Below are 25533 nucleotides of genomic sequence, written 5' to 3' on the forward strand. Positions count from 1 at the left end.
GGCTGCCTGTCACTACGTCCTGCGCAACTGGCCTCAGGACTCCACCTATTCAAGCAGGTCAGGGTTCTCGATGTGCGGCCTGCGGAACATCGCCGACGTCGCGGGGGTGTGTCGGAGCTAGTCGCGGCATCGGGCACACCGTCGGCTAGCGTCGACGGTGTGCTGGCGTGTGTGGTTTTCGTCCCGAGCGCACCACTGGTCGTTCCCGAGTTGGCGGGACCGGACGCGGTGGACACCCTCGAGGTGCGCTCGGCTGTTCGCGATGCGGGCGCGCTGCTCGCCCGACATGCGTCACGCTGGGTGGCGGTGGGGGCCGACGACCGCATCGCCTCCGCGAGGTCCGGTGCAGGCGAGGCGCAGGCATCGCGCTCGATACCGACGACGGGCGGTTTCGGCAGGTTCGGCGTCGACGTACCGGTCTCCCTGGAACGAGTGGGCGATGAGCGATCATCGGGACGTCTGCCGCTGTCGATGTTGATCGCCGGGTGGTTACGCGAACAGGTCGACGCCGCGTCGGTGCGTCCGATCGTCGTCGACCCCGACGTACGACCCGACGCCGCACACGAGCTCGGTCGTGCACTGGCGGCTGAGATCTCCGCCGACCCCGAGCCGATCGGGGTACTCATCGTGGCCGACGGTGCGACGGCGCTTGCGCCGAAGGCTCCCGGCGGGGGCCGACGTGACAGCGCCGTCGAACTCCAGCAGCGCATAGTCGAGGCACTCGGGGCGGCTGATATCGGCGCGCTTCGCGGACTCGACGTTGCCGCGTGCGATGCCGACGGAGTCGACGGCAGAGCGGCGTGGCAGGTCGCCGCGGCGATCGTCGGCGACACCCCGACGGCCGCCGAGGTGTCCTACGCCGACGCGCCGTTCGGTGTCGGCTACGTCGTCGCGTCGTGGACACCCGAGGACGCGCGGTGAGTGCTCGGTCATCCGGGGTAACCCCCATCGCCGTCGTCGGCCCGACCGCGACAGGAAAGTCCGACCTCGCGCTCAACCTCGCGGAACGACTCGACGGCGATATCGTCAACATCGACGCCATGCAGCAGTACCGCGGCATGGACATCGGCACGGCCAAGCTGCCACCACAGGAGCGTCGGGGCATCCCGCACCATCAACTCGACGTCCTCGACGTCACCGAGACGGCCACTGTCGCGCGCTATCAGGAGGCCGCGTCCGCCGACATCGATTCGCTGCTCGCCGCCGGCCGCACGCCGGTGATCGTGGGCGGGTCGATGATGTACATCCAGGGGCTACTCGACGACTGGCGGTTCCCGGCAACCGACCCCATGGTGCGAGCCCGTTACGAGGCGATGCTCGACGAGATCGGAGTCGCGGCCCTGCATCGACATCTCGCATCGGTCGACCCGGCCGCGGCGTCGTCGATCCTCGCTACCGATGCACGACGCATCGTGCGCGCACTCGAGGTCGTCGAACTGACCGGGGAGCCGTTCGCGGCGTCGGCGCCGAAGATCGGTGAGCCACGATGGGGGACAAGGATTCTCGCGCTGGACCGCGACACTGCCGAACTGGACGAGAGAATTGCACTCCGCACGCGGCTGATGTTCGCGAACGGTCTCGTCGACGAGGTGGACGCGCTCGTCGAGGCGGGTCTGCGCGAGGGCGTCACTGCTCGTCGAGCCATCGGATATGCGCAAACACTGGCCGCGTTGGACGGCGAGTACGACCTTGCGACAGCAGAGGAACTGACGTTCATCGGCACCCGCAGGTATGTGCGCAGGCAGCGTTCGTGGTTTCGCCGCGATCACCGCATCCATTGGCTCGACGCCGCGACACCCGCACTCCTCGACGCCGCGCTTGCCGCGGCGGAAGTCTGAGAACGACTCGCACGTATTCTGGACGTGTGACGACGATCAGCGAGGCAGTGACCTACGTCAAGGGGCACGGCACCCAGAACGACTTCGTCGTGCTCACCGACCCGGCGGTCGAACTCGACCTGACGACCGACTTCGTGGCGGCGGTCTGTGATCGCCAACGCGGCATCGGGGCAGACGGCATGCTCCGTGTCGCGCGGGCGGTGGCCCTGGTGCGCGCGGGCGTCCTCGACGAACTGCCCGACGGCGTCGACCCCGATGACTGGTTCATGGACTATCGCAACGCCGACGGCTCCATCGCCGAGATGTGCGGCAACGGCGTCCGCGTCTTCGCCCACTACCTGCGGGCCACCGGGCTGACGGATTCCGACGAGTTCACGGTGGGTTCGCGCGCGGGCGGACGTCCCGTGGTGGTGCATTCTTTCGATGATCTGTACGCCGACGTCAGTGTGCGGATGGGTCGGGTGACACTCGGAGACGACGCGACCGTGCGGATCGGCGACGACCTCTATCCGGGTGTCGCGGTCGATGTCGGCAACCCGCACCTGGCGTGCGTGGTGCCCGACATGTCGACGGCCGACCTCGCCGCGATCGATTTCTCTAGCGGCGTCGTCCTGCCGGACGGCGTCTTTCCGCACGGCGCCAACGTCGAACTGCTGACGTCCCCCGACGACGGCCCACATGGCGGTCTGCATGCCACGATGCGTGTCTTCGAGCGCGGAGTCGGCGAGACCAGAAGTTGCGGAACGGGGCTGGTCGCGGCGGCGGCAGCGGGCCTGCAAACCCTCGGCCGCGACGCAGGCGAGATGGTCATCGACGTGCCCGGCGGAAGCGTGACGGTCACCGTTGCCGGCGGTCACGCGACACTGCGTGGACCGTCCGCACTGGTGGCCGACGGCCAATTCCGGGCGGGTTGGTATCGCGTCGACTGACGTAGCGCGGGCCCTGTCCATGGCGGCTCGGCGGATATCCACGTGCTCGACGGGGCTTCGGCGTGTCACCATGGATGGTGTATGACCGAAACATCACCACAGGTACATGACCTGCACGACACCCGTCCCGTCGACGCGAACGCACCCGCGATCGACCTCTCCCGCGATCTGATCGATCCCGACGATCTCGTCGACCCCGCAGACTTCGGCGACCACGACGATTCCCGCGACCGTGCCCACACCCCGACGACCGGCGAGCTCGCGCTCTCCGATCGTGCCTCGCTGCAGCGCGTCGCCGGGCTCTCGACAGAGCTCACCGACGTCACCGAGGTCGAGTATCGACAACTGCGCCTCGAGCGCGTGGTGCTCGTCGGCGTCTGGACCGAGGGCTCCGCGGCCGCCGCGAAGGCGAACATGGAGGAGCTCGCAGCGCTCGCCGAGACCGCCGGTTCCGTGGTCCTCGAAGCGGTGATCCAGCGACGATCCTCACCCGATCCCGCGACGTTCATCGGCTCGGGCAAGGCGCAGGAGTTGCGCGACGTCGTCGCCGACACCGGCGCCGACACCGTCATCTGCGACGGCGAGCTGACGCCCGCGCAGTTGACCGCGCTGGAGAAGGTCGTCAAGGTCAAGGTGATCGACCGCACGGCCCTCATCCTCGACATCTTCGCCCAGCATGCGAGTTCGCGTGAGGGCAAGGCGCAGGTGGCTCTTGCGCAGATGGAGTACATGCTCCCGCGGCTGCGTGGTTGGGGTGAGTCGATGTCCCGTCAGGCTGGTGGCCGCGCCGGCAGCAACGGCGGCGTCGGTCTGCGCGGACCGGGTGAGACGAAGATCGAGACCGATCGTCGGCGCATCCGTGAGCGAATGGCCAAGCTGCGCCGCGAGATTCGCGAAATGCGCACGGCCCGCACCACCAAGCGGTCGGCACGATTGCGCGGCTCTGTGCCGCGCATCGCCGTCGCGGGATACACGAACGCGGGTAAGTCGAGTCTGGTCAACGCCATGACGGGTTCGGGTGTGCTCGTGCAGGATGCGCTGTTCGCGACCCTCGATCCGACGACGCGCCGCGCGACTCTCGAGGACGGCCGCGAACTGGTCTTCACCGACACCGTCGGCTTCGTCCGCCACCTCCCGACGCAACTCGTCGAGGCATTCCGGTCGACGCTGGAGGAGGTCGTCGATGCCGATCTCGTACTGCATGTCGTCGACGGCAGCGACCCGTTCCCTGCGGAACAGATCACGGCGGTGCGGCGGGTCATCAACGACGTCGTGGCAGAAGAGGGAGTCGCGCCACCACCGGAGTTGTTGGTGATCAACAAGATCGATGCCATCGATGCATCCCGGCTCACCGAACTGCGCGGCATGCTCGGCGCGGGTGGTAGTACGCACGGCCCCAACTCAGCGGGCGTCGTGTACGTCTCGGCGCACACCGGTGAGGGACTGCCCGAACTGTTCGAGGCGGTCCGTGAGTTCGTGGGTCGCGACGACGTGGAACTCACCGTCGACATCCCGTTCACGCGAGGCGATCTGGTGTCACGAATTCACCGCGAGGGCGAGGTTCTCACCACAGACCACAGCACCGAGGGCACCCGGATGCGTGTCCGTGTGCCCTCGGCGCTGGCGGGAGAACTGGCCTCGTTGAAGCAGTAGGGGTCTACTCGGCGTCGAGGTCGGCGGCGACGAGCTTCGCGATGGCGTCGAGCGTTGCCTGATCGTCGGATTCGACGACGACCGCGGTGCCCTTCTCGGCACCGAGCGTCATGATCAGCAGTGCCGATCCCGCGTCGACAGGTTCGCCTCCGACGACCGAGATCGTCACGGGTGTACCCGCGTCGGCGACTGCCTCGGCGATGATCGTTGCTGGTCGTGCGTGCAATCCGACGGCTGATCCGACCTCGACGGTGGTGCTTGGCATTATTTGCTCCTTTGCAGATGGGGTTATGTCGGGACTGGTGATTTCAGGCGGGAATGGTCTCGAGCTCGGGTGCAGCTGTCTGGCGGCTGGCCGATCGCCCGAACTGCTTGGCCGCGACGACGCACACCGTGCCGAGGACCGTACCTGCCGCAAGTGCTGCGAGGAAGAGCAGCCAGTGGTTCATCGTGAAGAAGACGAAGATGCCGCCGTGCGGAGCGCGCTGAGTGACTCCGAAGGCCATGATCAGTGCGCCTGCGAGTGCGCCGCCCGCCATCATCGACGGAATCACGCGGATCGGGTCCTTCGCGGCGAACGGGATCGCACCCTCGGAGATGAATGCAGCGCCGAGGAACCAAGCGGCCTTACCGTTTTCGCGCTCGGGCTCGGTGAACAGTCCGGGGCGGATGACGGTGGCGAGTGCCATCGCGAGCGGCGGAACCATGCCTGCGCACATGACCGCTGCCATGATCTCGAGCTGGGGTGTGTCGCCGATCGCGAGACCGGTGGTGGCGAAGAGGTACGCGGCTTTGTTGACCGGTCCGCCGAGGTCGAAGCACATCATGAGTCCGAGGACCACGCCGAGGACGATCTTGGAGCTGCCGCTCATGCTGTTGAGACCGTCGGTGAGCTGGGTGGTGACCCAGGCGAGCGGCTTGCCGAGCAACATGAACATCAGACCGCCGACGATCAGGCTGCCGAACAGCGGGATGATGATGACCGGCTGGAGTCCACGTGCCCACTGCGGCAACGGAAGTCGGGAAATTGCGAGGCACACCGCGCCTGCGATGAGTCCACCGATCAGACCTCCGATGAAACTCGCGCCGACAGCAACCGAGACCAGGCCTGCGACGAAACCGGGTGCGATACCGGGACGGTCGGCTATCGCGAACGAGATGTAACCCGCAAGGACAGGTACCAGCATGCTCATGGCGAGCGCGCCGATCGCGAAACTGACACCGCCGAGGTACTGGCCGAGACCGCCCGCGGGTAGATCCCAGAGGCTGTTGTTCAGCGCGATGTAGGCACCATCGGACAGGGTTTTGGATGAATCGAGCGTCTTGTTGGCGATCTCGTATCCGGCAAGCAGGAAGCCCAACGCGATCAACAGTCCGCCTGCCGCGACAAACGGGATCATGTAGCTGACACCGGTCATGAGTGCCTGCTGGATCTTCTTGCCGAACGACAGGCTCGATGCCGATCCCTCCGCTGCGCCGGCACCGTCGTCTGCCGACCCGTCGACGCGCGAGGCGTGCGGATTGCGCGACGCCTCGACGGCCTCGGCAATCATCTTGTCGGGTTCGTTGATGGCGCGCTTGACCCCGGACTCGATGACCGGCTTTCCGCTGAAGCGGCTCTTGCCCTTCACGCCGACGTCGGTGGCGAAGATGACGGCGTCGGCACCGGCGATGACGTCAGGGGTGAACGGCGTGGTGCCCGACGATCCCTGCGGCTCGACGTGGAAGTCCACGCCTGCCCGCTCCGCGGCGTACTTGAGTGCGTCCGCGGCCATGTAGGTGTGTGCGATTCCGGTGGGGCACGCGGTGATCGCGACGATCGAGGGGCGCTTCTGCGAATCGGGACTCAGTGTCTTCGCGGTCTTCGCGCCTGCAGCCGACGCGGTCGCCGCAGCGGCGGCCGAGCTCGCCACAGGCGTGGCGGATGTCGACGGAGAGCCTGCCGGGGCAGGGTTGATGGCCTCATCCACGAGTTCGACGACGCGCTCGTCGCTCGGCGCCTCGCGGAGGGCGGCGACGAAGTCGGGACGCACGAGCGCTCGTGCGAGCGAGCTCAGCAGCTTCATGTGGTCGGACGCAGCGCCTTCGGGTGCTGCGATGAGGAATACCAGGTCTGCCGGGCCGTCGGGGGCCCCGAAGTCCACCTTGTTGGACAGTCGGGCGAACGCAAGGCTGGCAGTGGTGACCGATGCGGCCCGTGCGTGCGGAATCGCGATCCCACCGGGTAGCCCGGTTGCCGACTTTGCCTCACGGGCCAACGCGGCGCGGCTCAGTTCGGATGGATCGGTCGTGCGCCCGGCCTCGCCGAGATTCTCGGCGAGATAGGTGATGACGGCGGCGGGATCACTGCCGGCGTCGACATCGAGATGCACCGTCGCTGCGGTGATGATGTTGTCGGACATGGGTTTTCCTTCTACTTCTGTGCGGCCGGAGGGGGTGTTCCGGTTCTGGTCGGTGAGCTTCGTGGCGATTCGCGTACAGGGACTGGAGGCTGTGGGGTCACGTGATCGGGGCGGCTCCCGAGAGTTCGACGACATCGACCGAGTCGACGTCGACCTTTGCTGGAAGCGGCGGTTGCGTCCCTGCCAGTCCGGCGGCCGCCGAGCCGTAGGCGACTGCCGTGCGGAGACGGTCGGGTTCGGAGGCGCCTGCCGTGTACGCGATGAGGTATCCGGCCAGCGACGCGTCGCCTGCCCCGACGGTGCTGCGCGGCACGATCGGCGGGGGAGTGGCCAGCCAGCTGCCTTCGGCGGTCGTGAGTACCGCACCCGCCGCACCGAGGGTCGCGAGTACCGCTCCCTGCGTGGTGGCGATCAGCGTGCGCGATGCCGCCACGACGGGCAGGTAGTCGCCCGCGGCGATGGCAGCGGCCAGCTCGGCCGGGGCGATACCACTGACCTCGGCGAGTTCTTCGTCGTTGGGTTTGATCAGGTCGATGGGCCCCGACATCGCTGCGCTCAGGGGTGCGCCCGACGTGTCGATCGCCACGCGGCGTCCGCTCGTGACGAGGCGATCGGAGATGCGTCGATACCAGTCGTCGGGAACTCCCGGCGGAAGCGAGCCACACAGTGCCACCCACGACGCGTCCTCGGCGCTGCCGAGTACGAGCGCTGTCAGATCGTCGAGTTCAGCAGGTGTGAGGGTGTGGCCGGGCGCATTGATCTTCGTGGTTGTCCCGTCGTTTTCGGCGACCGTGATGTTGGTGCGGATCTGGCCGTCGATATCGACCGTGCGATAGGGCAGTGCGACCGCGTCGAGGGCGGTGAGCAGCGGGTCGTCGGCGTGCGCGGGTAGTACCGCGACGGTGGGGATGCCGGCTTCCGCGACGACGCGGGACACGTTGACTCCCTTGCCGCCCGGCTCGACCCGAGTGGAGGTACTGCGTTGCACCTCGCCCCTCATCAACGGTCCTGCGATCTCCAGGGTGCGGTCGAGACTCGGGTTGGCTGTGACTGTGAGGATCATGCGATCACGACCTCGATGCCGTGTGCCGAGAGCGCCGCCGAGAACTCGGGGTCGATCCCGTCGTCGGTGATCAGGACATCCACCTCGTCGAGCGGAGCGAACGAGCTGAAGTCCTCGCGTTCCATCTTTGACGAGTCGGCCAGCACTACGACACGCTGCGCGGCAGCGACGATGGCCGACTTGACCGAGGCTTCCTCCGCGTCGGGGGTGGACAGGCCGTGGCCCTCACTGATCCCGTTGGTGCCGACGAAGGCAACCGAAGCACGCATCTTTCGCAGCGCTGCGACGGTCTCGGCTCCGACTGCGGCCTGGGTGAGTCCGCGGACTCGACCGCCGACCATGAGTAGGGTGGCCCGCTCGTGTGCGGTGAGTGCCTGCCCGAGCTGGAGGCTCGTGGAGATCACCGTGAGCCTGCGATCCGCCGGCAGCAGCTTGGCGGCCTGGTAGGTGGTGGTTCCGGCGTCGAAGATGACCGATCCGCCGTCCGAGGGCAGAAACCGTATCGCAGCGCGTGCGATCGCGGCCTTCTCTGCGGTGTGGGAGGACTCGCGTTGGTCGAGTCCCAACTCGTTGACTACCTCGACCGTCCCGGCCTTGACTGCTCCACCGTGGACGCGTTGCACGCTACCTGCGCGCTCGAGGACCGCGAGGTCGCGGCGCACCGTCTCGCTCGTCACGTCGAACCTGTCGGCGAGAGCGGTCACGGATGCGCGGCCGTGCGCGCGCACCTGATCGGCTATTGCTCGCTGTCGCTCTTCGGCGTACACCTGTCGACTCCGATCTGTGGTGTGGCTCGCGCTTCGGCGAACCAGCTGTGGGTCTGTGTTCTGTGGATCCGGCTGCTGTGGATCTGGCTTCTGCGGATCATCGTGAGTTTGGTTCTGTGTGGCATTCGATGTTGATATATCTGTGTTTACGCCCGTGTGTGTTGACAAGTCAAGTGTTTCGAGTAACTTTGATCACAGAAATTCACGACGCTGGGTATCCCTCACAGATCACCGCACCCGGCCGATCGACCCGGAAGGCAGTAGACGCAATGGAGAATCACCTGGTATCGGAGAATCGGGTCACCATGAACGGTCAAGGAGAGTTGTCGGGAACACCCGTCGTCGCAGGGTTCGCCTACGGGCCGGTGTTGTGGCCGGGTGGGCGCGTCACGTACGACGAGACGTCACTCGGCACCGATCGCGTTCTGGCCGAGGACGAGCGGGACGCGGAGGCGGAACGCCTCGTCGCCGCCGCGGCAGTCGTCGCGGGCAGGCTGCGTCATCGCGCGTCACACGCGTCGGGAGCTGCGGCCGAGGTCCTTGCTGCGACCGCCGGGTTGGCCGAGGATCGGGGATGGATCGGTGCGGCGAAATCTCGTGTCGCGAAGGGCGCGTCGGCGCCCGCCGCCGCGGTCGCGGCCACGGCGCAGTTCTCCGAGATGTTCGCCAAACTCGGCGGGTTGATGGCAGAGCGGATCACCGACCTCAACGACGTTCGTGACCGAGTGGTCGCCGAGTTGCTCGGCCAGCCGGAGCCGGGGATTCCGACGCCGAGTCACCCGTCGATTCTCTTCGCTGACGACCTCGCTCCCGCGGATACCGCTGGGCTCGATCCCGCGGTGATCGTCGGGCTGGCCACGCGTCTCGGCGGACCGACCAGTCATACCGCCATCATCGCGCGGCAGTTGGGCATCCCGTGCGTGGTCGCTGTGGCGCGACTGAGTGAGATCACCAGCGGCACAATGGTTTTGCTCGACGGAGGCGCTGGGTCGATCACCGTCGAACCAGAGGGGTCCGAGGCGCGTGAACTCGTCGAGCGCAGCGTTGCGGAGGCCGCGCTTGTTGCTGCGTGGCGTGGCCCTGGCCGGACTGCCGACGGCACCGCAGTCGCCATACTCGCGAATGTTGCCGACGGCGTCTCCGCGCGCAGCGCTGCCGATGCACCAGTCGAGGGCATCGGGCTGTTCCGCACCGAGTTGGCGTTTCTCGACAGGGCGGATGAGCCCGATGTGGACGAGCAGACGCGGCTGTACCGCGATGTGTTCGAGGCGTTCGCGGGCCAAAAAGTTGTCATCAGAACGCTCGACGCCGGTTCGGACAAGCCGCTGGCCTTCATCGAGCACCCGGACGAGGCGAATCCCGCACTCGGCGTACGCGGCAACCGCATCGGCGACGACCACCCCGACATCGTGCGAACTCAGCTCGACGCGGTCGCTCGCGCGGCAGAGGAGTCCGGCACGACGCCGTGGGTCATGGCACCGATGATCGCCACGGCCGCGGAGGCCGCACAGTTCGCCGAACTAGTCCGTCAGCGTGGCCTGACGGCCGGTGTGATGATCGAGATCCCGGCAGCGGCGATCCTGGCGCCGGCGATTCTGGCCGAGGTCGACTTCGTGTCGATCGGAACCAACGACCTCACCCAGTACACGATGGCCGCCGACCGGATGTCGGCAGAACTCGCTGAACTGACCGACCCGTGGCAACCGGCGGTGCTCGCACTCATCTCGCAGGTTGCGACCGCCGGCGCCCAGCAGGGCAAACCCGTCGGAGTCTGTGGCGAGGCCGCGGCCGACCCGTCGCTCGCATGTGTGCTCGTCGGGCTCGGAGTCACCTCGCTGTCGGCGGCTCCGGCGGCGACGCCCGCAGTCGGGGCGAAGCTGTCGACGGTGACGATGGAGCAGTGCCGGGCTGCCGCCGCTGCCGCACTTGCCACCTCGAGTCCGGCACTCGCCCGACGCGCAGCCGCCGAGCAACTCGTCGGCTGACACAGACCCCGCCGGTCAACGACTTGCGGGGCCCGTTCGGCGCATCAGACCCGGCGCATCACCGTGACGACTTTGCCGAGGATGGCGGCGTCGTCTCCGGGGATCGGATCGAAGAGCGGATTGTGCGGCATCAGCCAGACGTGACCGTCTTTACGCTTGAAGGTCTTCACCGTCGCCTCGCCGTCGATCATCGCTGCGACGATGTCGCCGTTGTCGGCGACATTCTGCTGCCGCACGACAACCCAGTCGCCGTCGCAGATCGCGGCGTCGATCATCGATTCGCCGACGACGCGGAGCAGGAACAACGAGCCCTCACCGACGAGCTCACGCGGAAGCGGGAAGACGTCTTCGACCGCCTCCTCCGCGAGAATCGGACCGCCCGCCGCGATACGGCCGAGTACCGGAACGAACGTGGGGGTCGGGAGATCTCCGTTGATGGCATCGGAGTGATGTGCGTCGGGAGCCTCGGAGACGTTGACCGCCCGCGGACGGTTGGCGTCGCGCTTCAACAGGCCCTTGCGCTCGAGGGTGCGCAACTGGTGTGCGACCGATGACGTGGACGTGAGGCCGACGGCGTCGCCGATCTCTCGGATGCTCGGCGGATATCCGCGCTCGCGCACCGACTTTCGGATCACATCGAGGACGCCACGCTGGCGATCGGTGAGTGTTGCCTCGGCGACGGCCGGATGGATCGGTGCCTCCTCGCCGCCTCCACTCTTCTTGCCTTCGACGCTGCGACCGTTGCCCTTGGGCGACGACGGGCCGCGTCGTGACTTCTCTGTCATCGGTTCCGTCCTTCCTGATGTGTGAAGCGGGTGCTGTTGTGAACCGGGTGCTGTTGTGAAGCGGGGTGGTGTGCGTCTTTTCTTCCATCGTCTGGCGCCGACAGTAGCGGAGGCCACTGACAACATCAAACATTTGTTCGACGTGTCGCAGGACTTTGTCGGACCCCTCTGGTAGAACTCGAACATCAGTTCATCGAACGCTTGATCGACCATTGGAGGTAGCGATGACCAGCTTGATGACCAACCCGGTGACCCGCACGATTCCCAGCACGTCGAGTGCATCCGCGGCAACACCGCCGACCACCCGATCTGCAACGCCGCGACCTGCATCGACGACGCGTCCCCGAGTTCACCGCGCCACGGTGGTCAGTGGACGTGCACCGTCGAATCCCGCGCGTAGCGACGAGCTACGTGTGGCGGGTCGCGTTCGAACGACTGAGTCCCGACGGACCGCCGGCGCAGACGTCGCGCCGCGGCCTCGGCGTCGGATCGCGTTCGATCACGGCACCTCAACGCGGCCTGCAGGCACGCGATGCGCCGGTGGCGTCGGCGAGCTGGTGGCGGCCCGTCGGCGCCGAGCAGCGGTCTTGGCGGTGCTCGCGGGAGTCGGGTTGGCACTGACCGTGTGGGTGGTCGGGACCGTCGGCGCCGACTACCAGCGGGCGAGCATGCCGTCCTCGACCTCGACACAGGTGGTCCACGTGCGTTCCGGCGAATCGCTGAGCTCGATCGCGGCACGCGTTGCGCCTGATGTGCCGCGTCAGACCGTCATCGACGAGATCATCGACCTCAACGATCTGCCGTCGAGTGGGCTGCGCGTTGGCCAACCGCTTGTCACACCCGCGTACCGCTGAGCGCTGGCGGTATTCTCGATGTCACAGGGTCCAGTCGGAAACCGACACGGTCACCGCTGCGGTCTCGCTCCCGCCGGTCGTCAGACGATCGGACCGAGCCAGACCGACGGAGCCGCTGCGTCCCGAGATTTGCACGAGGACTACATGCGCTGCCCGTTTTGTAAGAACGAAGACACCAAGGTCGTCGATTCGCGTGTCGCCGATGAGGGGCAGGCGATCCGGCGTCGTCGCGCGTGCAGCGAGTGCGGGCGGCGGTTCTCCACAGTCGAGAGTGCTGTTCTGGCAGTCGTGAAGCGAAACGGTGTGACCGAGCCGTTCAGCAGAGAAAAGGTGATGCGCGGGGTACGACGCGCATGCCAGGGACGTCACGTGAACGAAGACGATCTCGCACAGTTGGCTCAGCAGGTCGAAGACGCGGTGAGGTCGTCCGGTTCGGCCGAGATCCCCAGCAACGAGGTCGGTCTGGCCATCCTCGGCCCGCTCCGCGACCTCGACGAGGTGGCGTACCTACGTTTCGCCTCGGTCTACCGGTCGTTCGATTCGCTCGAAGACTTCCAACGCGAGATCGACGACCTCCAGGGCAACCTCACCGGTTCGCACGAAGGCTCCGACGACCTCGACACGCCCGCCACCCGCGACGACACTGTCGATGCTGCGTCGAGTCCGGCGGGTCCGGTGTCAACCGAGTCGGTCAAGAGCTCGTAGCGCCCGTTTCTCCGAAATGGGATAGGCGGTACCGAGTTTCTGGGCAAAGAGGCTCACCCTCAGCTCCTCGACGATCCACTGAGCTTCCTCGCTGACGATGTCTCGGCGCGATTCGGGAAGCTGTGTCAGGCGCTGGTTCCATCGTTCGGTGACCCTGTCGATGGCGGCCATTCCCTCGCGGTCGCGGTTCGCGGCGGCAGGAAGCTGCTCGAGGCGCTGTCGTGCGGCGGTCAGGTATCGCGGAACGTGCTGCAGGTGTTCGCGTGCCGTTGCGAGAACGAATCCGTCGAAGACCAGGTTGTTGAACTGTTCGGCGACGTCGTCGGCTGCTGTTTGACCCGAGTGGCGGTCGATCTCGGCACGCAGGGGAGCAACCTCACGCAACACATCGACAGCAAGAGCGAAATACTCCGGCGCCGCAGCCGATACGCGCGGTCGCAGTGTCGAGACGAGCTCGTCGAAGGCGGAGGGTGTGCGGATTAATCCCAAATCGAATGCTGCGGGAGCGATGTCGCGAATCGCCCGACGGGTGCAGTCTGCATACAGCGCGTCGGGTGACGCATAGGGACTCTGGCTCAGTGCCAGCCGACCGGCCGGGTCGAGCCCGGCGCTGATCTTGCGTGAGAGCGGCGGGATCGCGTGGTCGAGCAGTTCGATGACGGCACCGTGCAATTGCGCACGCCGCTGGGCGTCCGACGTCGCGAGCGTCCGTGCCACCCCACGGTTGCGCGCTCCGTCGACGACCTCGAGTGACGGATATCGCGTGATCTGTTGTCCGGCAACGGTATCGATGCTCGACTCGGCGAGTGTTCCGATTCCGTCGGCCGTCCACGTCGTGTACACCCGACGCGGCGTCGGCGCGGGCGCCTCACCCTCGATGCGTCGGCGGAGCTCGGCGAGGGACTTGCCGGTGGCGACCGACTCCTCTCGATCATCGATCACGACAAAGTTCATGCGAAGGTATGCGGGGAGTCGCTCCGGAGCGAAGTCGTCGGCCGCAATCGTCTGCCCGGTGATCGTCGACAGCTCACGCGCGAGGCCGTTGATGAGCGGCTCGCGGCGCGGGGTGAGACGAGACAGGGCGAGATCGGCGAATCGCCCGGCCGGCGCCATCGTCTTGCGGATCGTCTTGGGCAGCGTCTTGATCAACTCGGTGGCGAGCTCGCTACGCATCCCCGGGACCAGCCAGTCAAAACCAGCAGGACGCACGTGCCGCAACAGCGGGCGTGGAATGAGTACGGACACACCGTCATCGGGTGCGCCGGGCTCGAATCGGTATCGCAGGCGGTAGCGGGTATCGCCCTGTTGCCACTCCCCGGGATAGTCGGCATCGGCGACGTGGACGTCGGCAGCGACGTCCTCCGGGGTGAGGTCGAGCAGTGTCTGGTCGGCGCGGCGCGCCTTCTTCCACCAGGTGTCGAAGTGGCGTGCCGAGGTGACCTCGGCGCCGATGCGATGGTCGTAGAAGTCGAACAGTTGGTCCTCGGTGATCACCACGTCGCGGCGTCGTGCGCGGTGTTCGACCTCGGCGGCGTCGGACAGCAGTGCTCGATTGCGTTCGAAGAACGGATGATTCGTCTTCCAATCGCCTTCGACGAGAGCGTGCCGGATGAACATGTCACGCGCGGCGGCAGGGTCGATGGGGCCGTAGTCGACGCGGCGTCGAGCCACCAGCGGGACGCCGTAGAGCGTCGCGCGTTCGTATGCCATCGCGGCGCCGCGCTTCGACGACCAGTGCGGCTCGCTGTATGTGCGTTTGACCAGGTCGCCTGCGAGTCGTTCGGCCCACAGCGGGTCGATTCCCGCGACGGTGTGCGCGAAAAGCCGGGACGTTTCCAGGATCTCGGCGGCCATCAGGAACGCGGGCGGCTTCTTGGAGAGTGACGAGCCGGGGAAGATCATCAGGGTCGTGTTGCGTGCGCCTGTGTACTCCCGACCCTCGGCGTTGCGTGCGGCGATGTTGCTCAGGAGGCCGGACAGTATCGCCTGGTGGATCGCATCGGTGCGGTGCGACGCCTCGGCCTCGCCAGAATCCTTCGACGACCCGGCGTCCTTCGTCGACCAGCCGAGATCGTCGACGATGCGCCGTAGTTGTCGGTGCAGATCCTGCCATTCGCGGATGCGGAGGTAGTGGAGGAACTCGCGTTCGCAGGTGCGGCGGAACTGGTTGCCGGACAGTTCTTGTCGCTTCTCCTGGAGGTAGCGCCACAGTGTGAGGTAGCCCATGAAGTCCGAGCCGGGCACGACGAACCGCTTGTGTGCTGCGTCGGCGGCTTCGCGATGATCGCCGGGTCGCTCGCGGACGTCGGGAATCGACAGTGCGGCAGCGATGACCAGAACGTCGGCGAGACAACCGGATTCGTGTGCCGCGATCAGCATGCGCGCGACCCTCGGCTCGACCGGGATGCGCGACATCGTGCGTCCGACAGGTGTCAACCGCGGGGTGGTGTCGGTCTTGTCGGTCGTCGTGATCGCGCCGAGTTCGGTGAGAACCCCGATTCCGTCGCGGATTCCGCGTGCGTCGGGAGGTTGGACGAAGGGGAAGTCGGCAATGTCGCCGAGCCGCAGCGAGGCCATCTGCAAGATGACCGACGCGAGATCGGTGCGGAGGATCTCGGGGTCGGTGAAGGCGGGACGGGCGTCGAAATCGGCCTCGCTGTACAGGCGGATGCAGATGCCGGGGGCAACTCGCCCGCACCGCCCGGCGCGCTGGCGGGCGCTCGCCTGCGAGATCGGTTCGACCGGAAGTCGATGGATCTTGGTGCGCGCCGAGTATCGCGAGATACGTGCGGTGCCCGTGTCGATCACGTAGCGGATACCCGGGACGGTCAGCGACGTCTCGGCGACGTTGGTGGACAACACGATTCGGTTGCCGCGCGACGGTGTGAACACCTTCTGTTGTTCGGCGATCGACAATCGTGCGTACAGCGGAACCACCTCGGCGCCTGCCGCGACGCGTCGGGACAGTGAGTCCGCCGCCTCGCGGATGTCACGTTCGGTTGGCAGGAACACCAGGATGTCGCCGCCGGCGTTGCTGCGTCCCCACAACTCGTCGATGGCGGCGTCGATGCCCTGGATCTGGTCGAGGTCGGCGTGCTCGCCGCCACCGCGCTCGTCACCGGTGTCGGGGCCGTCGGAGGAGAGGAGCGGGCGGTAGCGGACGTCAACGGGGTATGCCCGCCCCGACACCTCGAGGACGGGGACCTCGGCGTCGGGCGTGGTGAAATGCCGCGCGAACCTGTCGGGTTCGATCGTGGCCGAGGTGATGATGAGTTTCAGGTCGGGGCGACGGGGGAGCAGTCGGTGCAGGTAGCCGAGGATGAAATCGATGTTGAGGCTTCGTTCGTGCGCCTCGTCGATGATCAGCGTGTCGTAGGCGCGCAGCATCGGATCGGTGGCGATCTCGCGGAGCAGGATGCCGTCGGTCATCACCTTCACGAGGGTGTCGGCGCCGGAGCGGTCGGAGAACCTGACCGAATACCCCACGGCGTCGCCGATCTCGGTGTTGGTCTCGTCGGCGATACGTCGCGCCACGGAACTGGCGGCGATACGCCTCGGCTGGGTGTGACCGATGGCGCCGCGCACGCCTCGGCCGAGCTCCAGGCAGATCTTGGGAAGCTGTGTGGTCTTGCCCGACCCGGTTTCACCCGCGATCACGACGACCTGGTGAGCGGCGATCGCGGCGGCGATCTCGTCGCGGGCCTCCGACACCGGCAGCTCCGGTGGAAACTCCAATACCGGGACGGCTGCTCGACGACGCTCGACGCGTCGTGATGCGGCGTCGATGTCGCGCGAGAGTGCCGCCACCGCATCCGCGTTCGACGATGCACCGAGCTTGTCGACGCGGCGTCGAAGGCGGTGTTGGTCGACGATCGTCAGGTCGGCGAGCCGGCGTCGAAGTGAGCGTTGGTCCGTCGGAGTGGGTTGCGTCGCCTCGGCGGTGGACTCGCTGGGCTGTGATTCGGGGGAGACGGACATGATCACTCAAGGATATGTGTCGACGCATGGGTCAACGCAGTGTGACCTCGGACCGATGATCCAGAGGGTGACCCTGGGCGCGCTGACCTGACCCTGAGTGCCCTGACCGCGATGCCGCCGGGCATCATTGAGCGCATGTCAGGTTCACTGTGGCACGGATTCGCCGATATGGGGTCGGTCAGCGCAAGCGGCCCGTTTGTGGTCACGCGGGGTGAGGGCACCCGCGTGTGGGACCGCGATGGCAACGAGTATCTCGACGCCACCGCTGGTCTCTGGTTCACCAATATCGGTCACGGGCGCACCGAGGTCGCGCAGGCGGTGGCCGATCAGCTTTCGACGCTCGCGCATTACTCGGGATTCGGGGATCTCACCGCGGATGTCACCGACGCACTTGCCGATCGGCTCGCAACGATCGCGCCGGTTCCCGGGAGCAAGATCTTCTTCACCTCCGGCGGAAGCGACTCGATCGACACTGCGGCGAAACTCGCGCGGCGTTACTGGATGGAGGTCGGCAAGCCGGAGAAGACGATGATCGTCGGCCGTACCAAGGCCTACCACGGCATGCATGTCGCGGGCACCTCACTCGCGGGCATCCCCGGTAACCACGACGGCTACGGAACCCTGATGCCCGACGCCCAGACCGTCGAGTGGGACGACGCCAAGAGCCTGCTCGGACTGATCGAACGGGTCGGTGCCGACAAGGTTGCCGCGTTCTTCTGCGAGCCGATCATCGGTGCAGGCGGCATCTACCTTCCGCCCGAGGGCTATCTGGCCGAGGTCCGACAGATCTGCCGCGACAACGATGTGCTGTTCGTCGCCGACGAGGTGGTGACGGGCTTCGGCCGTATCGGAGGCGAGAGCTGGTTCGCTTCGGCACGCTTCGATCTCCAACCCGACATGATGACCACAGCCAAGGGCTTGACGTCGGGGTACGTCCCGATGGGTGCGGTCTTCATCGCGCCGCGTGTCGCCGAACCCTTCTACGCCGGTGGTGTCTGGTGGCGTCACGGTTACACCTATGGCGGCCACGCGGGAGCTGCGGCAGCCGCGATGGCCAATCTCGACATCATCGAGCGGGAGGGACTCCTTGCCGAGGCGGCAAGGCTCGAGGGCGATCTGGCAGACAAGCTCGCGCCGCTCGCCGACCTCGACGCGGTGTCGGAGGTGCGCACCGGACTCGGTGTGGTCACGGCCGTCCAACTCGCAGACCCGGCGCAGGCGCCCGCAGCCGTCGGTGCTCTGCGCAAGCACGGCGTGAGCACTCGCGCCGCAGGTCAGGGTGCGCTGCAGGTGTCACCGTCGTTCGTGATGACGACCGCCGAGGTCGGCGAGCTGGCCGACCGTATCGGCGCAGCGCTGGGCTGAGTCGGTCACAAGCTGCGCCGGCCGGTCAAGAGCCGGGCCGGTCGGTCAGCCCTGTGCCGTCGGCAAGACCTCGATCGACGCGGCGTTGACCGCAGCCGGAAGCGATACCGACCAGGCGACCGCCTCCGCGATCGCGGCGGCGGGGATCGGCGGGTTCTGTACGGCGAACCCGGCCAGGAACTCCTTCGAACCCGGGTAGGTCATGTCGTGGCCGAGGTCTGACTCCGTCATTCCCGGTTCGATGGCCCGCACGCGGATACCGTTGGGGCCCAGTTCTGCTCGGAGCGTTCGTGTGAGGTGCGAGACGGCGGCCTTCGTCGCCGTGTAGACCGCGTACGTCGGTAGCACGATGTGCGCGCCAATCGAACTGATCAGCACGAGGTCGGCGGATCGTCCGTCCGCCGCGGCCGCGCGCAAGCCCGGGATGGCGGCGCGAGCGGTGTCGAGCACGCCCATCACGTTCACATCGAGCATTCGACGCCACTCCTCGCGCTCGGCGTCGTCGAACGGCGCCGCGAGCATCGCACCGGCGTTGGCGACGACGAGATCGGGTGCGCCGATGCGCCGCGTCACCTCCTCGAACGCTGCGGCGACGGCACGGGCGTCACTGACGTCCGTCGCGAGGGCGAGGCCGTCGAATTCGTCAGCGACCGCGGTGAGCTTGTCGATTCGACGACCGAGCAGCGCGACGTGTGCTCCGCGCGCCGCCAGCGTCCTTGCCGTCGCGGCGCCGATACCCGTGCCCGCCCCGGTCACCACCGCGATACGGCCGTCGAGAGTTGCGGTGTTCTCATTTTGTGCGAGTGCTTCTTGTGTCTGGGCTTCTTGTGTCATGAGTACAAGGATCGAGCGGCTCGGACGGCACGAACAGACCGCGTCGTGAGGGGTCCTCGCACTACCTGGCTGTCGATCGCTGCGAGCCTAGACTTTCGCTATGACCGCACTCGGAGAGTTCCTGCGCGCCCGCCGCGAGCGCGTCGACCCTACGACGCTCGGTCTGCGGACGGTCGGCCCGCGGCGTACGCCCGGTCTGCGTCGTGAGGAGGTTGCCAGTCTCGCCGGCATCAGCGTCGAATACCTTGTGCGGCTCGAACGTGGACGCGACCGCAATCCGTCGGCTGCGGTCGTGGCCTCGCTGGCCGATGTACTCGGACTCGATGATGCCGAGCGTGAGCATCTCGCCGCACTCGCCGATGTGCGCATCGACGTCGACTTCGCCGATCATGAGGTGGTCGAACCGATACGAGTCTTGATGGCTCAATGGCAGCAGCCTGCGATCGTGATGAATCGGTTCATGGACCTCCTCGCGATAAACGACGCAGGAGCAGCACTTCATCAGGCGATCGGGACCGTGCCCGGAGACAACATGTTGCGCAAGCTCTTTCTTGATTCGCACGCTCCGTCGATTTATCCCGATTACGGGTTGCTGGCGGCCGAGACCGTCGCCAACCTGCGATCGCTCACCGGAGCAGACATTGATCATCCGCGTCTGCGCGACCTCGTGGGCGAACTCTCGCTGCACAGCCCGTTGTTCGCCGAGATCTGGGCGCGCAACGAGGTTCAGGTGAAGTCCAGCGGCGCCAAGCGGATAGTGCTCGCCGACGTCGGCGTCGTCGAATTACGTTGGGACACTCTCGAAGTCGCCGGTGCGCGGGGCCAGAGGGTCGTGGTATACCAGCCTGTCGAGGGCACCGGCAGCGCCGAGAAGCTCGCACGACTCGACGCCGCCGCCAGGGTCGGTGTGGTCGGCAGCTGACCCGAACAGCACACTGCCCCGGTCTCGTGAGACCGGGGCAGTGCAGTGGGGTGATAGATCAGGCGTTCGCCAGCACCTCGGTGGTGGTAATGGCTTGCGCCACACCGGTAATCGTCGCGGCGACCTTGACGGCCTCCCAGACCTGTTCCTTGGTCAGGCCGCCATCACGGACGACCTTCGCGTGTGCTGCGGTGCAGTCGTGGCAACCGTTGATGGTCGACACGGCGAGGCTCCACAGCTCGAAATCGGTCTTGTCGACGCCGGGGTTGCCGATGATGTTCATCCGCAGACCCATGCGCACCTGGGTGTAGTCGTCGCCGAGAAAACTCTTGGCGCGGTACGCGACATTGTTCATGCCCATGATCGACGCCGCGCCCAGCGCCGCGTTGTAGGCCTCGGCCGAGAGGGTGTCGGCTGCTTCCTCGGAGACCTCGGCCAGCACCTTCGCGTTGCGAGATGCCGCAGCCGACGCGAGGAAGGTGCCCCAGAGCTGCTGCTCGGAGAGCTCGGTCGAACGCGCCAGCGAACTCAGATTGAGCTTGAGGTCCTTGGCGTACTCGGGGAGGGCTTCCTTGAGATTGTCGATGCTCATGCCGATTCCTCTCAGACGCTTGCGGTGAGGAGCTCGCCGGCGTCGATGGTCGGATCGCCCTTCTTCCAGTTGCAGGCGCACAGCTCGTCGGACTGCAGTGCGTCGAGAACACGCAGCACCTCGTCGACGTTGCGGCCGACGGAACCGGCCGTCACCGAGACGAACTGGATCTCGTTGTTGGGGTCGATGATGAAGGTCGCGCGATCGGCGACGCCATCGGCGTTGAGAACGCCTGCGGCGGTGGCGAGCTCACGCTTGAGGTCGCTCAGCATCGGGAAGGGGAGGGTCTTGAGGTCCTCGTGCTGTGCACGCCACTGGAAGTGGACGAACTCGTTGTCGACGGACGCGCCGAGGACCTGGGCGTCGCGATCGGCGAACTCGCCGTTCAGCTTTCCGAAAGCGGCGATCTCGGTCGGGCACACGAACGTGAAGTCCTTGGGCCAGAAGAAGACGATGCGCCACTTGCCGGGGTGATCGTCGCTCGACACCTGGGTGAAGTAGTCGTCGGGCTGCTGGGCGTCCACCTTGCTCAGGTCGCCTCCGATGACCGCCGTCAGGTTGTAGGCGGGGAACTGGTCTCCGATGGTCAGAAGAGCCATGTGTGTTTTCGCTCCTTCGTGTCGATTGCGTTCGTGGGTGGCGCGCGAACTCACGTTCTGCAGTTGCCTCTCAATTCTGCCGAAAAGCCACCAAAAGCGAAACGTGATGATTAGCACTAGACTGATAGGCATGAGTGATAAAAGTTATCAGCCGTCCGTGGCAGGTCTGCGGGCGTTCGTCGCACTCGCTCGTAAACGTCATTTCGGCGCTGCGGCAACGGAACTCGGTGTCAGTCAGCCATCTCTGTCGCAAGCACTCGCCGGCCTCGAGGCCGGGTTGGGCAAGCAACTCATCGAACGTACAACGCGGCGTGTCTTCCTGACGCCGGAGGGCGAGATGCTCCTGCCCAAAGCGATCGCGGTGACCGACGCCGTCGACGAATTCCTCTCTGCCTCCGCGGGTTCCGACGATCCGCTTGCCGGTACTCTGCGACTCGGCCTGATCCCGACGGTCGCGCCATACGTTCTGCCGACCGTACTGCGCGGGCTCGCCGCCGAATTGCCCTCTCTCGCTTTGCGGGTCGTCGAGGACCAGACGGCGCGACTGGTGGCGCAGTTACGTGAGGGATCACTCGACGCCGCGTGCCTCGCGCTACCCGCCGACGTGCCCGGCCTTGCCGAGATACCGATGTACGCCGAGGATTTCGTGCTGGCACTGCCGTCCGATCATCCGCTGGCCGGACGTAAGCGCGTCGACCCGAGTTCGCTCGCCGACCTTCCGCTCCTGCTGCTCGACGAAGGGCACTGCCTGCGTGACCAGGCACTCGAGGTGTGCCGACTCGCGGGTGTCCGCGCAGACATCGGGCACACCCGTGCCGCCTCGTTGGCGACCGCGGTGCAGTGCGTCGAAGGTGGTCTGGGCGTCACGCTGATCCCAGGGACCGCCGTTGCCGCCGAAACCGCGGGCGGCGACCTCGCGACCGCGACGTTCACGACGCCGCGGCCGGGGCGTCGAATCGGGCTGGTCTACCGCGAGTCGTCGGGCAGGGGCGAGTCGTATCGGCGACTGGCGTCCATCATCGCCGGTCTTGTCGAACAGACGGGCGCGGTGCGCGTGGAGAAAACTCCCGCCGTGTGAGAGCGATTCGGTCAGTGTTCCTCGGCGAGGGCGTCGGCGGCGGCGGTGCGGGCCAACTCTTCCCACTCGTCGAGAAGACTTGAGTCGACGTCGCGCACCATGTCGCCGACGCGTTCGGTCAGTTCGGCGATCTCGTCGGTCAAGACCGTGGTCGGAACGCCTTGGCGCAACACGCGATAGCAGTCGGATAGGTACCGCAGTACCACTCCTTCGCTGCGGGCGAGACCGTAGGCAGAAATCAGTTCGGTGAACGTCATCGCTCGCTCGAGCATGAGCCGGAGAACCGACTTCGGCGACGGTGGAAATCCCGCGATCCAAGGGTGGGTGCGACGGTAGACGCTGAAGGCGTAGTCGATCTCCTCCGCGAGCGGTTGCGGCCAGGTGATCTCCTCGAGACGCGCCATGCGTTCCTCGTACTCGACGCCGTCGGCTTTCATCTCGGCGATCGCCGCGTCGCGCGCTTCCTTGCGCTGTGCCATCAGCACCGGGCGGGGATCGTCGAGAGTGGACTCGAGGATCGAGACGACGTCGAGCGCATAGGTCGACGAGTCCGGATCGAGTAGCTCGAATGCGGCGAGCGCGAATGCCGACAGCGGGTTGGTGAGTGCGAAGTTCTCGGGCATGTCGACGCTCAGCGCGACGTATCGGCCGGCGTCGTCGGGTTCGGGTAGTTGCACCACGATGCCCGCGTCGCGCAGGTCACGGTAGAGACGAATGGTGTGGCGGATCTGTCCCAGTTGTCGATTGCGTGGAAGATGGTTGTCCTCCAACAGATGTCGCGTGGCCGCGAAGCAATCTCCGGGCCGGCCGAGCACTTCGAGCAACATCGCCGTCGTCATGCGGAAGTGCGAGCGCAACGGCTCATCGGGTGCGTCGACGAGTTGCAGGAACGTCTTCTCGCCCCAGGACACGAAACCCTCGGGTGGCTTCTTGCGCACCAGCTTTCGGAGCTTCTTCGGGTCGTCGCCCGCCTTGGCGACTGCGCGGGCGTTCTCGACGTCGTGCTCGGGTGCCTGCGCGACGACGTAGCCGATGGTGTCGAAGCCCGCTCGCCCTGCGCGGCCGGCGATCTGGTGGAACTCGCGCGCTCGCAGACGACGTACGCGCGTGCCGTCGTATTTGCTCAGACCGGCGAACAGGACGGTACGGATGGGCACGTTGATGCCGACCCCGAGGGTGTCGGTACCGGCGATGACCTTGAGAAGTCCCTGCTGTGCAAGGCGTTCGACGAGACGTCGGTAGCGCGGCAACATGCCTGCGTGGTGGACCCCGATGCCGGCGCGGAGCAGCTTGGACAGGGTGGAGCCGAATCCGGTGGAGAAGCGGAAGTCGCCGATGGCCTCGGCGATCTGAGCCTTTTCCTCCTTGGTGGTGATTCGTGCCGACAGGAGTGCCTGCGCGCGCTCGACGGCTGCTGCTTGGGTGAAATGCACGACATAGATCGGTGCCCGACCCGCGTCGATGAGTCCCTCGATCGTCTCGTGGATGGGTGTCATCGCATACGTGTATTCGAGGGGGACCGGTCGATGGGTTCCGGTGACCGCGGTGGTGGTGCGGCCGGTGCGTCGCGACAGGTCGTCGACGAAGAAGCTGATGTCGCCGAGCGTCGCCGACATCAGGAGGAATTGCGTGTGCGGAAGCTCGATCAGCGGGACTTCCCACGCCCATCCGCGATCGGACTCGCCGTAGAAGTGGAACTCGTCGGAGACGAGGACGCCGATATCGCTGTCCGGACCGTCGCGAAGTGCGAGGTTCGCGACGATCTCGGCGGTCGCGCAGATGATCGGAGCAGTGGAGTTGACCGACGCGTCGCCGGTCATCAGGCCGACCTGGTCGGCCCCGAACTGCGCGCACAGATCGAAGAACTTCTCGCTGACCAGTGCCTTGATCGGCGCGGTGTAGAACGCGCGCTGACCCCGACACCGGGCGAAGTAGATGGCGCCCGACGCGACGAGCGACTTCCCCGAACCGGTCGGTGTGGCGAGGATGACGTTGTTACCCGAGATCAACTCGAGCAGCGACTCCTCCTGATGCGGGTACAGGTCGATGCCGCGGTCGGCCCACCATCCGGTGAACGTGTCGAATGCGGCGTCGTCGTCGGCGACGGGGGTCAGCGTCGTCGCTGACCCGGACACGGACTCGTCGATCAGTTCGGCGATGACGAACCGCCGTTGCCGTCCCCGTCGTGGAGGTCTCCGGTGCCGTCCGGATCGACGTCGCCACGCGATTGTTCCGCCAGGAACCGCTCGAGTTCAGCACCGAGTTCGTCGCCGCTGGGCAGCGGTTCGTCGGCGGCGAGCAGAGATGCGCGCTGCGTCTGTGCCTCGGTGAAGCTGTCGTACTGCGCCTCGAGCGCCGCGACGACGGATTCGATCTCACCGTTGCCCGACACCTCGGCGTCGACCTGCTCGCGGACCGCGGCCGCCGCGGATTCGAGTGCGCCGGTGGGCAATTCGAGTCCGGTCAGTCCCGACACCGCCTCGAGCAGGCGCGCTGACGCAGCCGGGTAATCGGTCTGGGAGAGGTAGTGCGGCACGTGTACCGACAGTCCCGAGGTGCGTCGTCCGCCCTGGCCAAGGCGCAACTCCAGGAGCATCGACGCACTCGCGGGGAGCTTCATCTGCGAACCCCACGTGGGCAGGTCGCCCAACGATTCGGGCTCGTTGCCGTGCGCGGTCAACGACGACGGGCGGGTGTGCGGAACGGCCATCGGGATGGCGTTGAGACCGATGACGTCGGTGACCCGGAAATGGTCGGCGAGGCGTCGAATGGATTCGGTGAACTGCTCCCACCGCAGGTCCGGCTCCGAGCCCGACAGCAGGAGGAACGGCTTACCAGCGTTGTCGCGGATCGCGTGCAGCGTCAGGGTGGGCATCTCCACGTCGGTGAAGGTCTCGCCGCTGAAGGTGATCGTCGGTCGGCGCGAGCGATAGTCCATCAGCTCGTCGTTGTCGAAGGTCGCGACCACCTCGGACTCGAGCGAGTCGCGAAGGTTCTGCGCGGCGAGCGCCACGGCATGTCCCGCGTCGGCGAAGCCGTCGAGCGCGTGGATGAGTACGGGGCCGGTCCCCGTGGCGTCGGAGACCTGGGGAGCGGGGAAGGCGAGCTCGAAGAGCTGACGGCCCTCGTCCGGATTGGAATCCATGTCGTCCCTCCTCTTGAAGATCGGCACGTGCCTGTCCTA

General features: G+C 66.5%; 20 protein-coding genes and 1 pseudogene. 10 read left to right on the top strand and 11 right to left on the bottom strand.

The window, feature by feature from the left end; all coding sequences use genetic code 11:
* Positions 1–108: 108 nt before the first annotated feature.
* From A5788_RS07235 to hflX, 4 genes are all read left to right on the top strand, one after another.
* On the top strand, positions 109–921 hold the full coding sequence (locus tag A5788_RS07235) for a hypothetical protein (protein ID WP_331710813.1): 813 nt from the start codon (positions 109–111) through the stop codon (positions 919–921).
* The gene (gene miaA / locus A5788_RS07240; protein ID WP_064870879.1) at positions 918–1838 is read left to right on the top strand and encodes a tRNA (adenosine(37)-N6)-dimethylallyltransferase MiaA; all 921 of its coding nucleotides are present in this window, start codon (positions 918–920) and stop codon (positions 1836–1838) included. Before A5788_RS07235 ends, miaA begins: the two co-directional genes overlap by 4 nt.
* A gap of 26 nt (positions 1839–1864) precedes the next feature.
* Positions 1865–2767: a diaminopimelate epimerase gene (gene dapF / locus A5788_RS07245; RefSeq protein WP_064870847.1), complete on the top strand. Its 903-nt coding sequence runs from the start codon at positions 1865–1867 to the stop codon at positions 2765–2767.
* 81 nt (positions 2768–2848) lie between these two features.
* Positions 2849–4420 (top strand): GTPase HflX, encoded by a 1572-nt coding sequence (gene hflX / locus A5788_RS07250; RefSeq protein ID WP_064870846.1) that lies wholly within the window; start codon positions 2849–2851, stop codon positions 4418–4420.
* Positions 4421–4424: 4 nt separating this feature from the next.
* Here the strand turns inward: hflX and A5788_RS07255 are convergent, their stop codons facing one another.
* From A5788_RS07255 to A5788_RS07270, 4 genes are all read right to left on the bottom strand, one after another.
* Positions 4425–4685 carry an HPr family phosphocarrier protein gene (locus A5788_RS07255; protein WP_005204573.1) on the bottom strand — a complete coding sequence of 87 codons (261 nt, stop codon included), beginning with the start codon at positions 4683–4685 and terminating at the stop codon, positions 4425–4427.
* Positions 4686–4728: 43 nt separating this feature from the next.
* Positions 4729–6822 carry a PTS fructose transporter subunit IIABC gene (locus A5788_RS07260; protein WP_064870845.1) on the bottom strand — a complete coding sequence of 698 codons (2094 nt, stop codon included), beginning with the start codon at positions 6820–6822 and terminating at the stop codon, positions 4729–4731.
* Positions 6823–6919: 97 nt separating this feature from the next.
* Positions 6920–7885, bottom strand: a complete 966-nt coding sequence (locus A5788_RS07265; RefSeq protein WP_064870844.1) for a 1-phosphofructokinase family hexose kinase — start codon at positions 7883–7885, stop codon at positions 6920–6922.
* A complete protein-coding gene (locus tag A5788_RS07270; protein WP_064870843.1) occupies positions 7882–8652 on the bottom strand; it encodes a DeoR/GlpR family DNA-binding transcription regulator in 771 nt (256 codons plus the stop codon). The genes A5788_RS07265 and A5788_RS07270 overlap by 4 nt, the downstream gene beginning before the upstream one ends.
* 269 nt (positions 8653–8921) lie before the next feature.
* Here A5788_RS07270 and ptsP point away from each other — a divergent pair, with 269 nt between their 5' ends.
* Positions 8922–10637 (top strand): phosphoenolpyruvate--protein phosphotransferase, encoded by a 1716-nt coding sequence (gene ptsP / locus A5788_RS07275; RefSeq protein ID WP_082938155.1) that lies wholly within the window; start codon positions 8922–8924, stop codon positions 10635–10637.
* A gap of 44 nt (positions 10638–10681) precedes the next feature.
* Here ptsP and lexA read toward each other — a convergent pair whose 3' ends face one another.
* Complete coding sequence (gene lexA, locus A5788_RS07280; RefSeq protein WP_306302058.1) at positions 10682–11329, bottom strand: transcriptional repressor LexA; 648 nt, start codon at positions 11327–11329, stop codon at positions 10682–10684.
* 317 nt (positions 11330–11646) lie between these two features.
* Between lexA and A5788_RS24275 the strand changes: the two genes are divergently transcribed.
* Entirely contained in the window at positions 11647–12276 is a 630-nt protein-coding gene (locus A5788_RS24275) for a LysM peptidoglycan-binding domain-containing protein (protein ID WP_231894380.1), read from the top strand.
* A gap of 144 nt (positions 12277–12420) precedes the next feature.
* Positions 12421–12855, top strand: a pseudogene (gene nrdR, locus A5788_RS07290) (transcriptional regulator NrdR); the annotation flags it as partial.
* Positions 12856–12954: 99 nt separating this feature from the next.
* Here the strand turns inward: nrdR and hrpA are convergent.
* A complete protein-coding gene (gene hrpA / locus A5788_RS07295; protein ID WP_064870875.1) occupies positions 12955–16959 on the bottom strand; it encodes an ATP-dependent RNA helicase HrpA in 4005 nt (1334 codons plus the stop codon).
* A 135-nt stretch (positions 16960–17094) separates the two neighbouring features.
* Here hrpA and A5788_RS07300 point away from each other — a divergent pair, with 135 nt between their 5' ends.
* Positions 17095–18324: an aminotransferase family protein gene (locus A5788_RS07300; RefSeq protein ID WP_064870876.1), complete on the top strand. Its 1230-nt coding sequence runs from the start codon at positions 17095–17097 to the stop codon at positions 18322–18324.
* A gap of 45 nt (positions 18325–18369) precedes the next feature.
* On the opposite strand, the gene A5788_RS07305 is transcribed toward A5788_RS07300, so the two are convergent.
* Positions 18370–19158: an SDR family oxidoreductase gene (locus A5788_RS07305; RefSeq protein ID WP_064870842.1), complete on the bottom strand. Its 789-nt coding sequence runs from the start codon at positions 19156–19158 to the stop codon at positions 18370–18372.
* A gap of 100 nt (positions 19159–19258) precedes the next feature.
* On the opposite strand from A5788_RS07305, the gene A5788_RS07310 reads away from it, so the two are divergent.
* Positions 19259–20080, top strand: coding sequence for a helix-turn-helix transcriptional regulator (locus A5788_RS07310; protein ID WP_064870841.1), 822 nt, complete (start codon positions 19259–19261; stop codon positions 20078–20080).
* A gap of 58 nt (positions 20081–20138) precedes the next feature.
* Here A5788_RS07310 and A5788_RS07315 read toward each other — a convergent pair whose 3' ends face one another.
* Both A5788_RS07315 and A5788_RS07320 read right to left on the bottom strand, forming a co-directional pair.
* Complete coding sequence (locus A5788_RS07315) at positions 20139–20672, bottom strand: carboxymuconolactone decarboxylase family protein (RefSeq protein WP_049697175.1); 534 nt, start codon at positions 20670–20672, stop codon at positions 20139–20141.
* An 11-nt stretch (positions 20673–20683) separates the two neighbouring features.
* A complete protein-coding gene (locus A5788_RS07320; protein ID WP_064870840.1) occupies positions 20684–21271 on the bottom strand; it encodes a peroxiredoxin in 588 nt (195 codons plus the stop codon).
* A 130-nt stretch (positions 21272–21401) separates the two neighbouring features.
* Between A5788_RS07320 and A5788_RS07325 the strand changes: the two genes are divergently transcribed.
* A complete protein-coding gene (locus tag A5788_RS07325; RefSeq protein WP_064870839.1) occupies positions 21402–22349 on the top strand; it encodes a hydrogen peroxide-inducible genes activator in 948 nt (315 codons plus the stop codon).
* Between the two features lie 11 nt (positions 22350–22360).
* Here the strand turns inward: A5788_RS07325 and A5788_RS07330 are convergent, their stop codons facing one another.
* Both A5788_RS07330 and A5788_RS07335 read right to left on the bottom strand, forming a co-directional pair.
* Positions 22361–24484 (bottom strand): DEAD/DEAH box helicase, encoded by a 2124-nt coding sequence (locus A5788_RS07330; RefSeq protein WP_064870838.1) that lies wholly within the window; start codon positions 24482–24484, stop codon positions 22361–22363.
* Positions 24485–24495: 11 nt separating this feature from the next.
* Positions 24496–25494 (bottom strand): PAC2 family protein, encoded by a 999-nt coding sequence (locus tag A5788_RS07335; protein ID WP_064870837.1) that lies wholly within the window; start codon positions 25492–25494, stop codon positions 24496–24498.
* Positions 25495–25533: the final 39 nt, after the last annotated feature.

This window comes from Gordonia sp. 852002-50816_SCH5313054-c, from assembly GCF_001665925.1.
GTDB lineage: Bacteria > Actinomycetota > Actinomycetes > Mycobacteriales > Mycobacteriaceae > Gordonia > Gordonia jacobaea.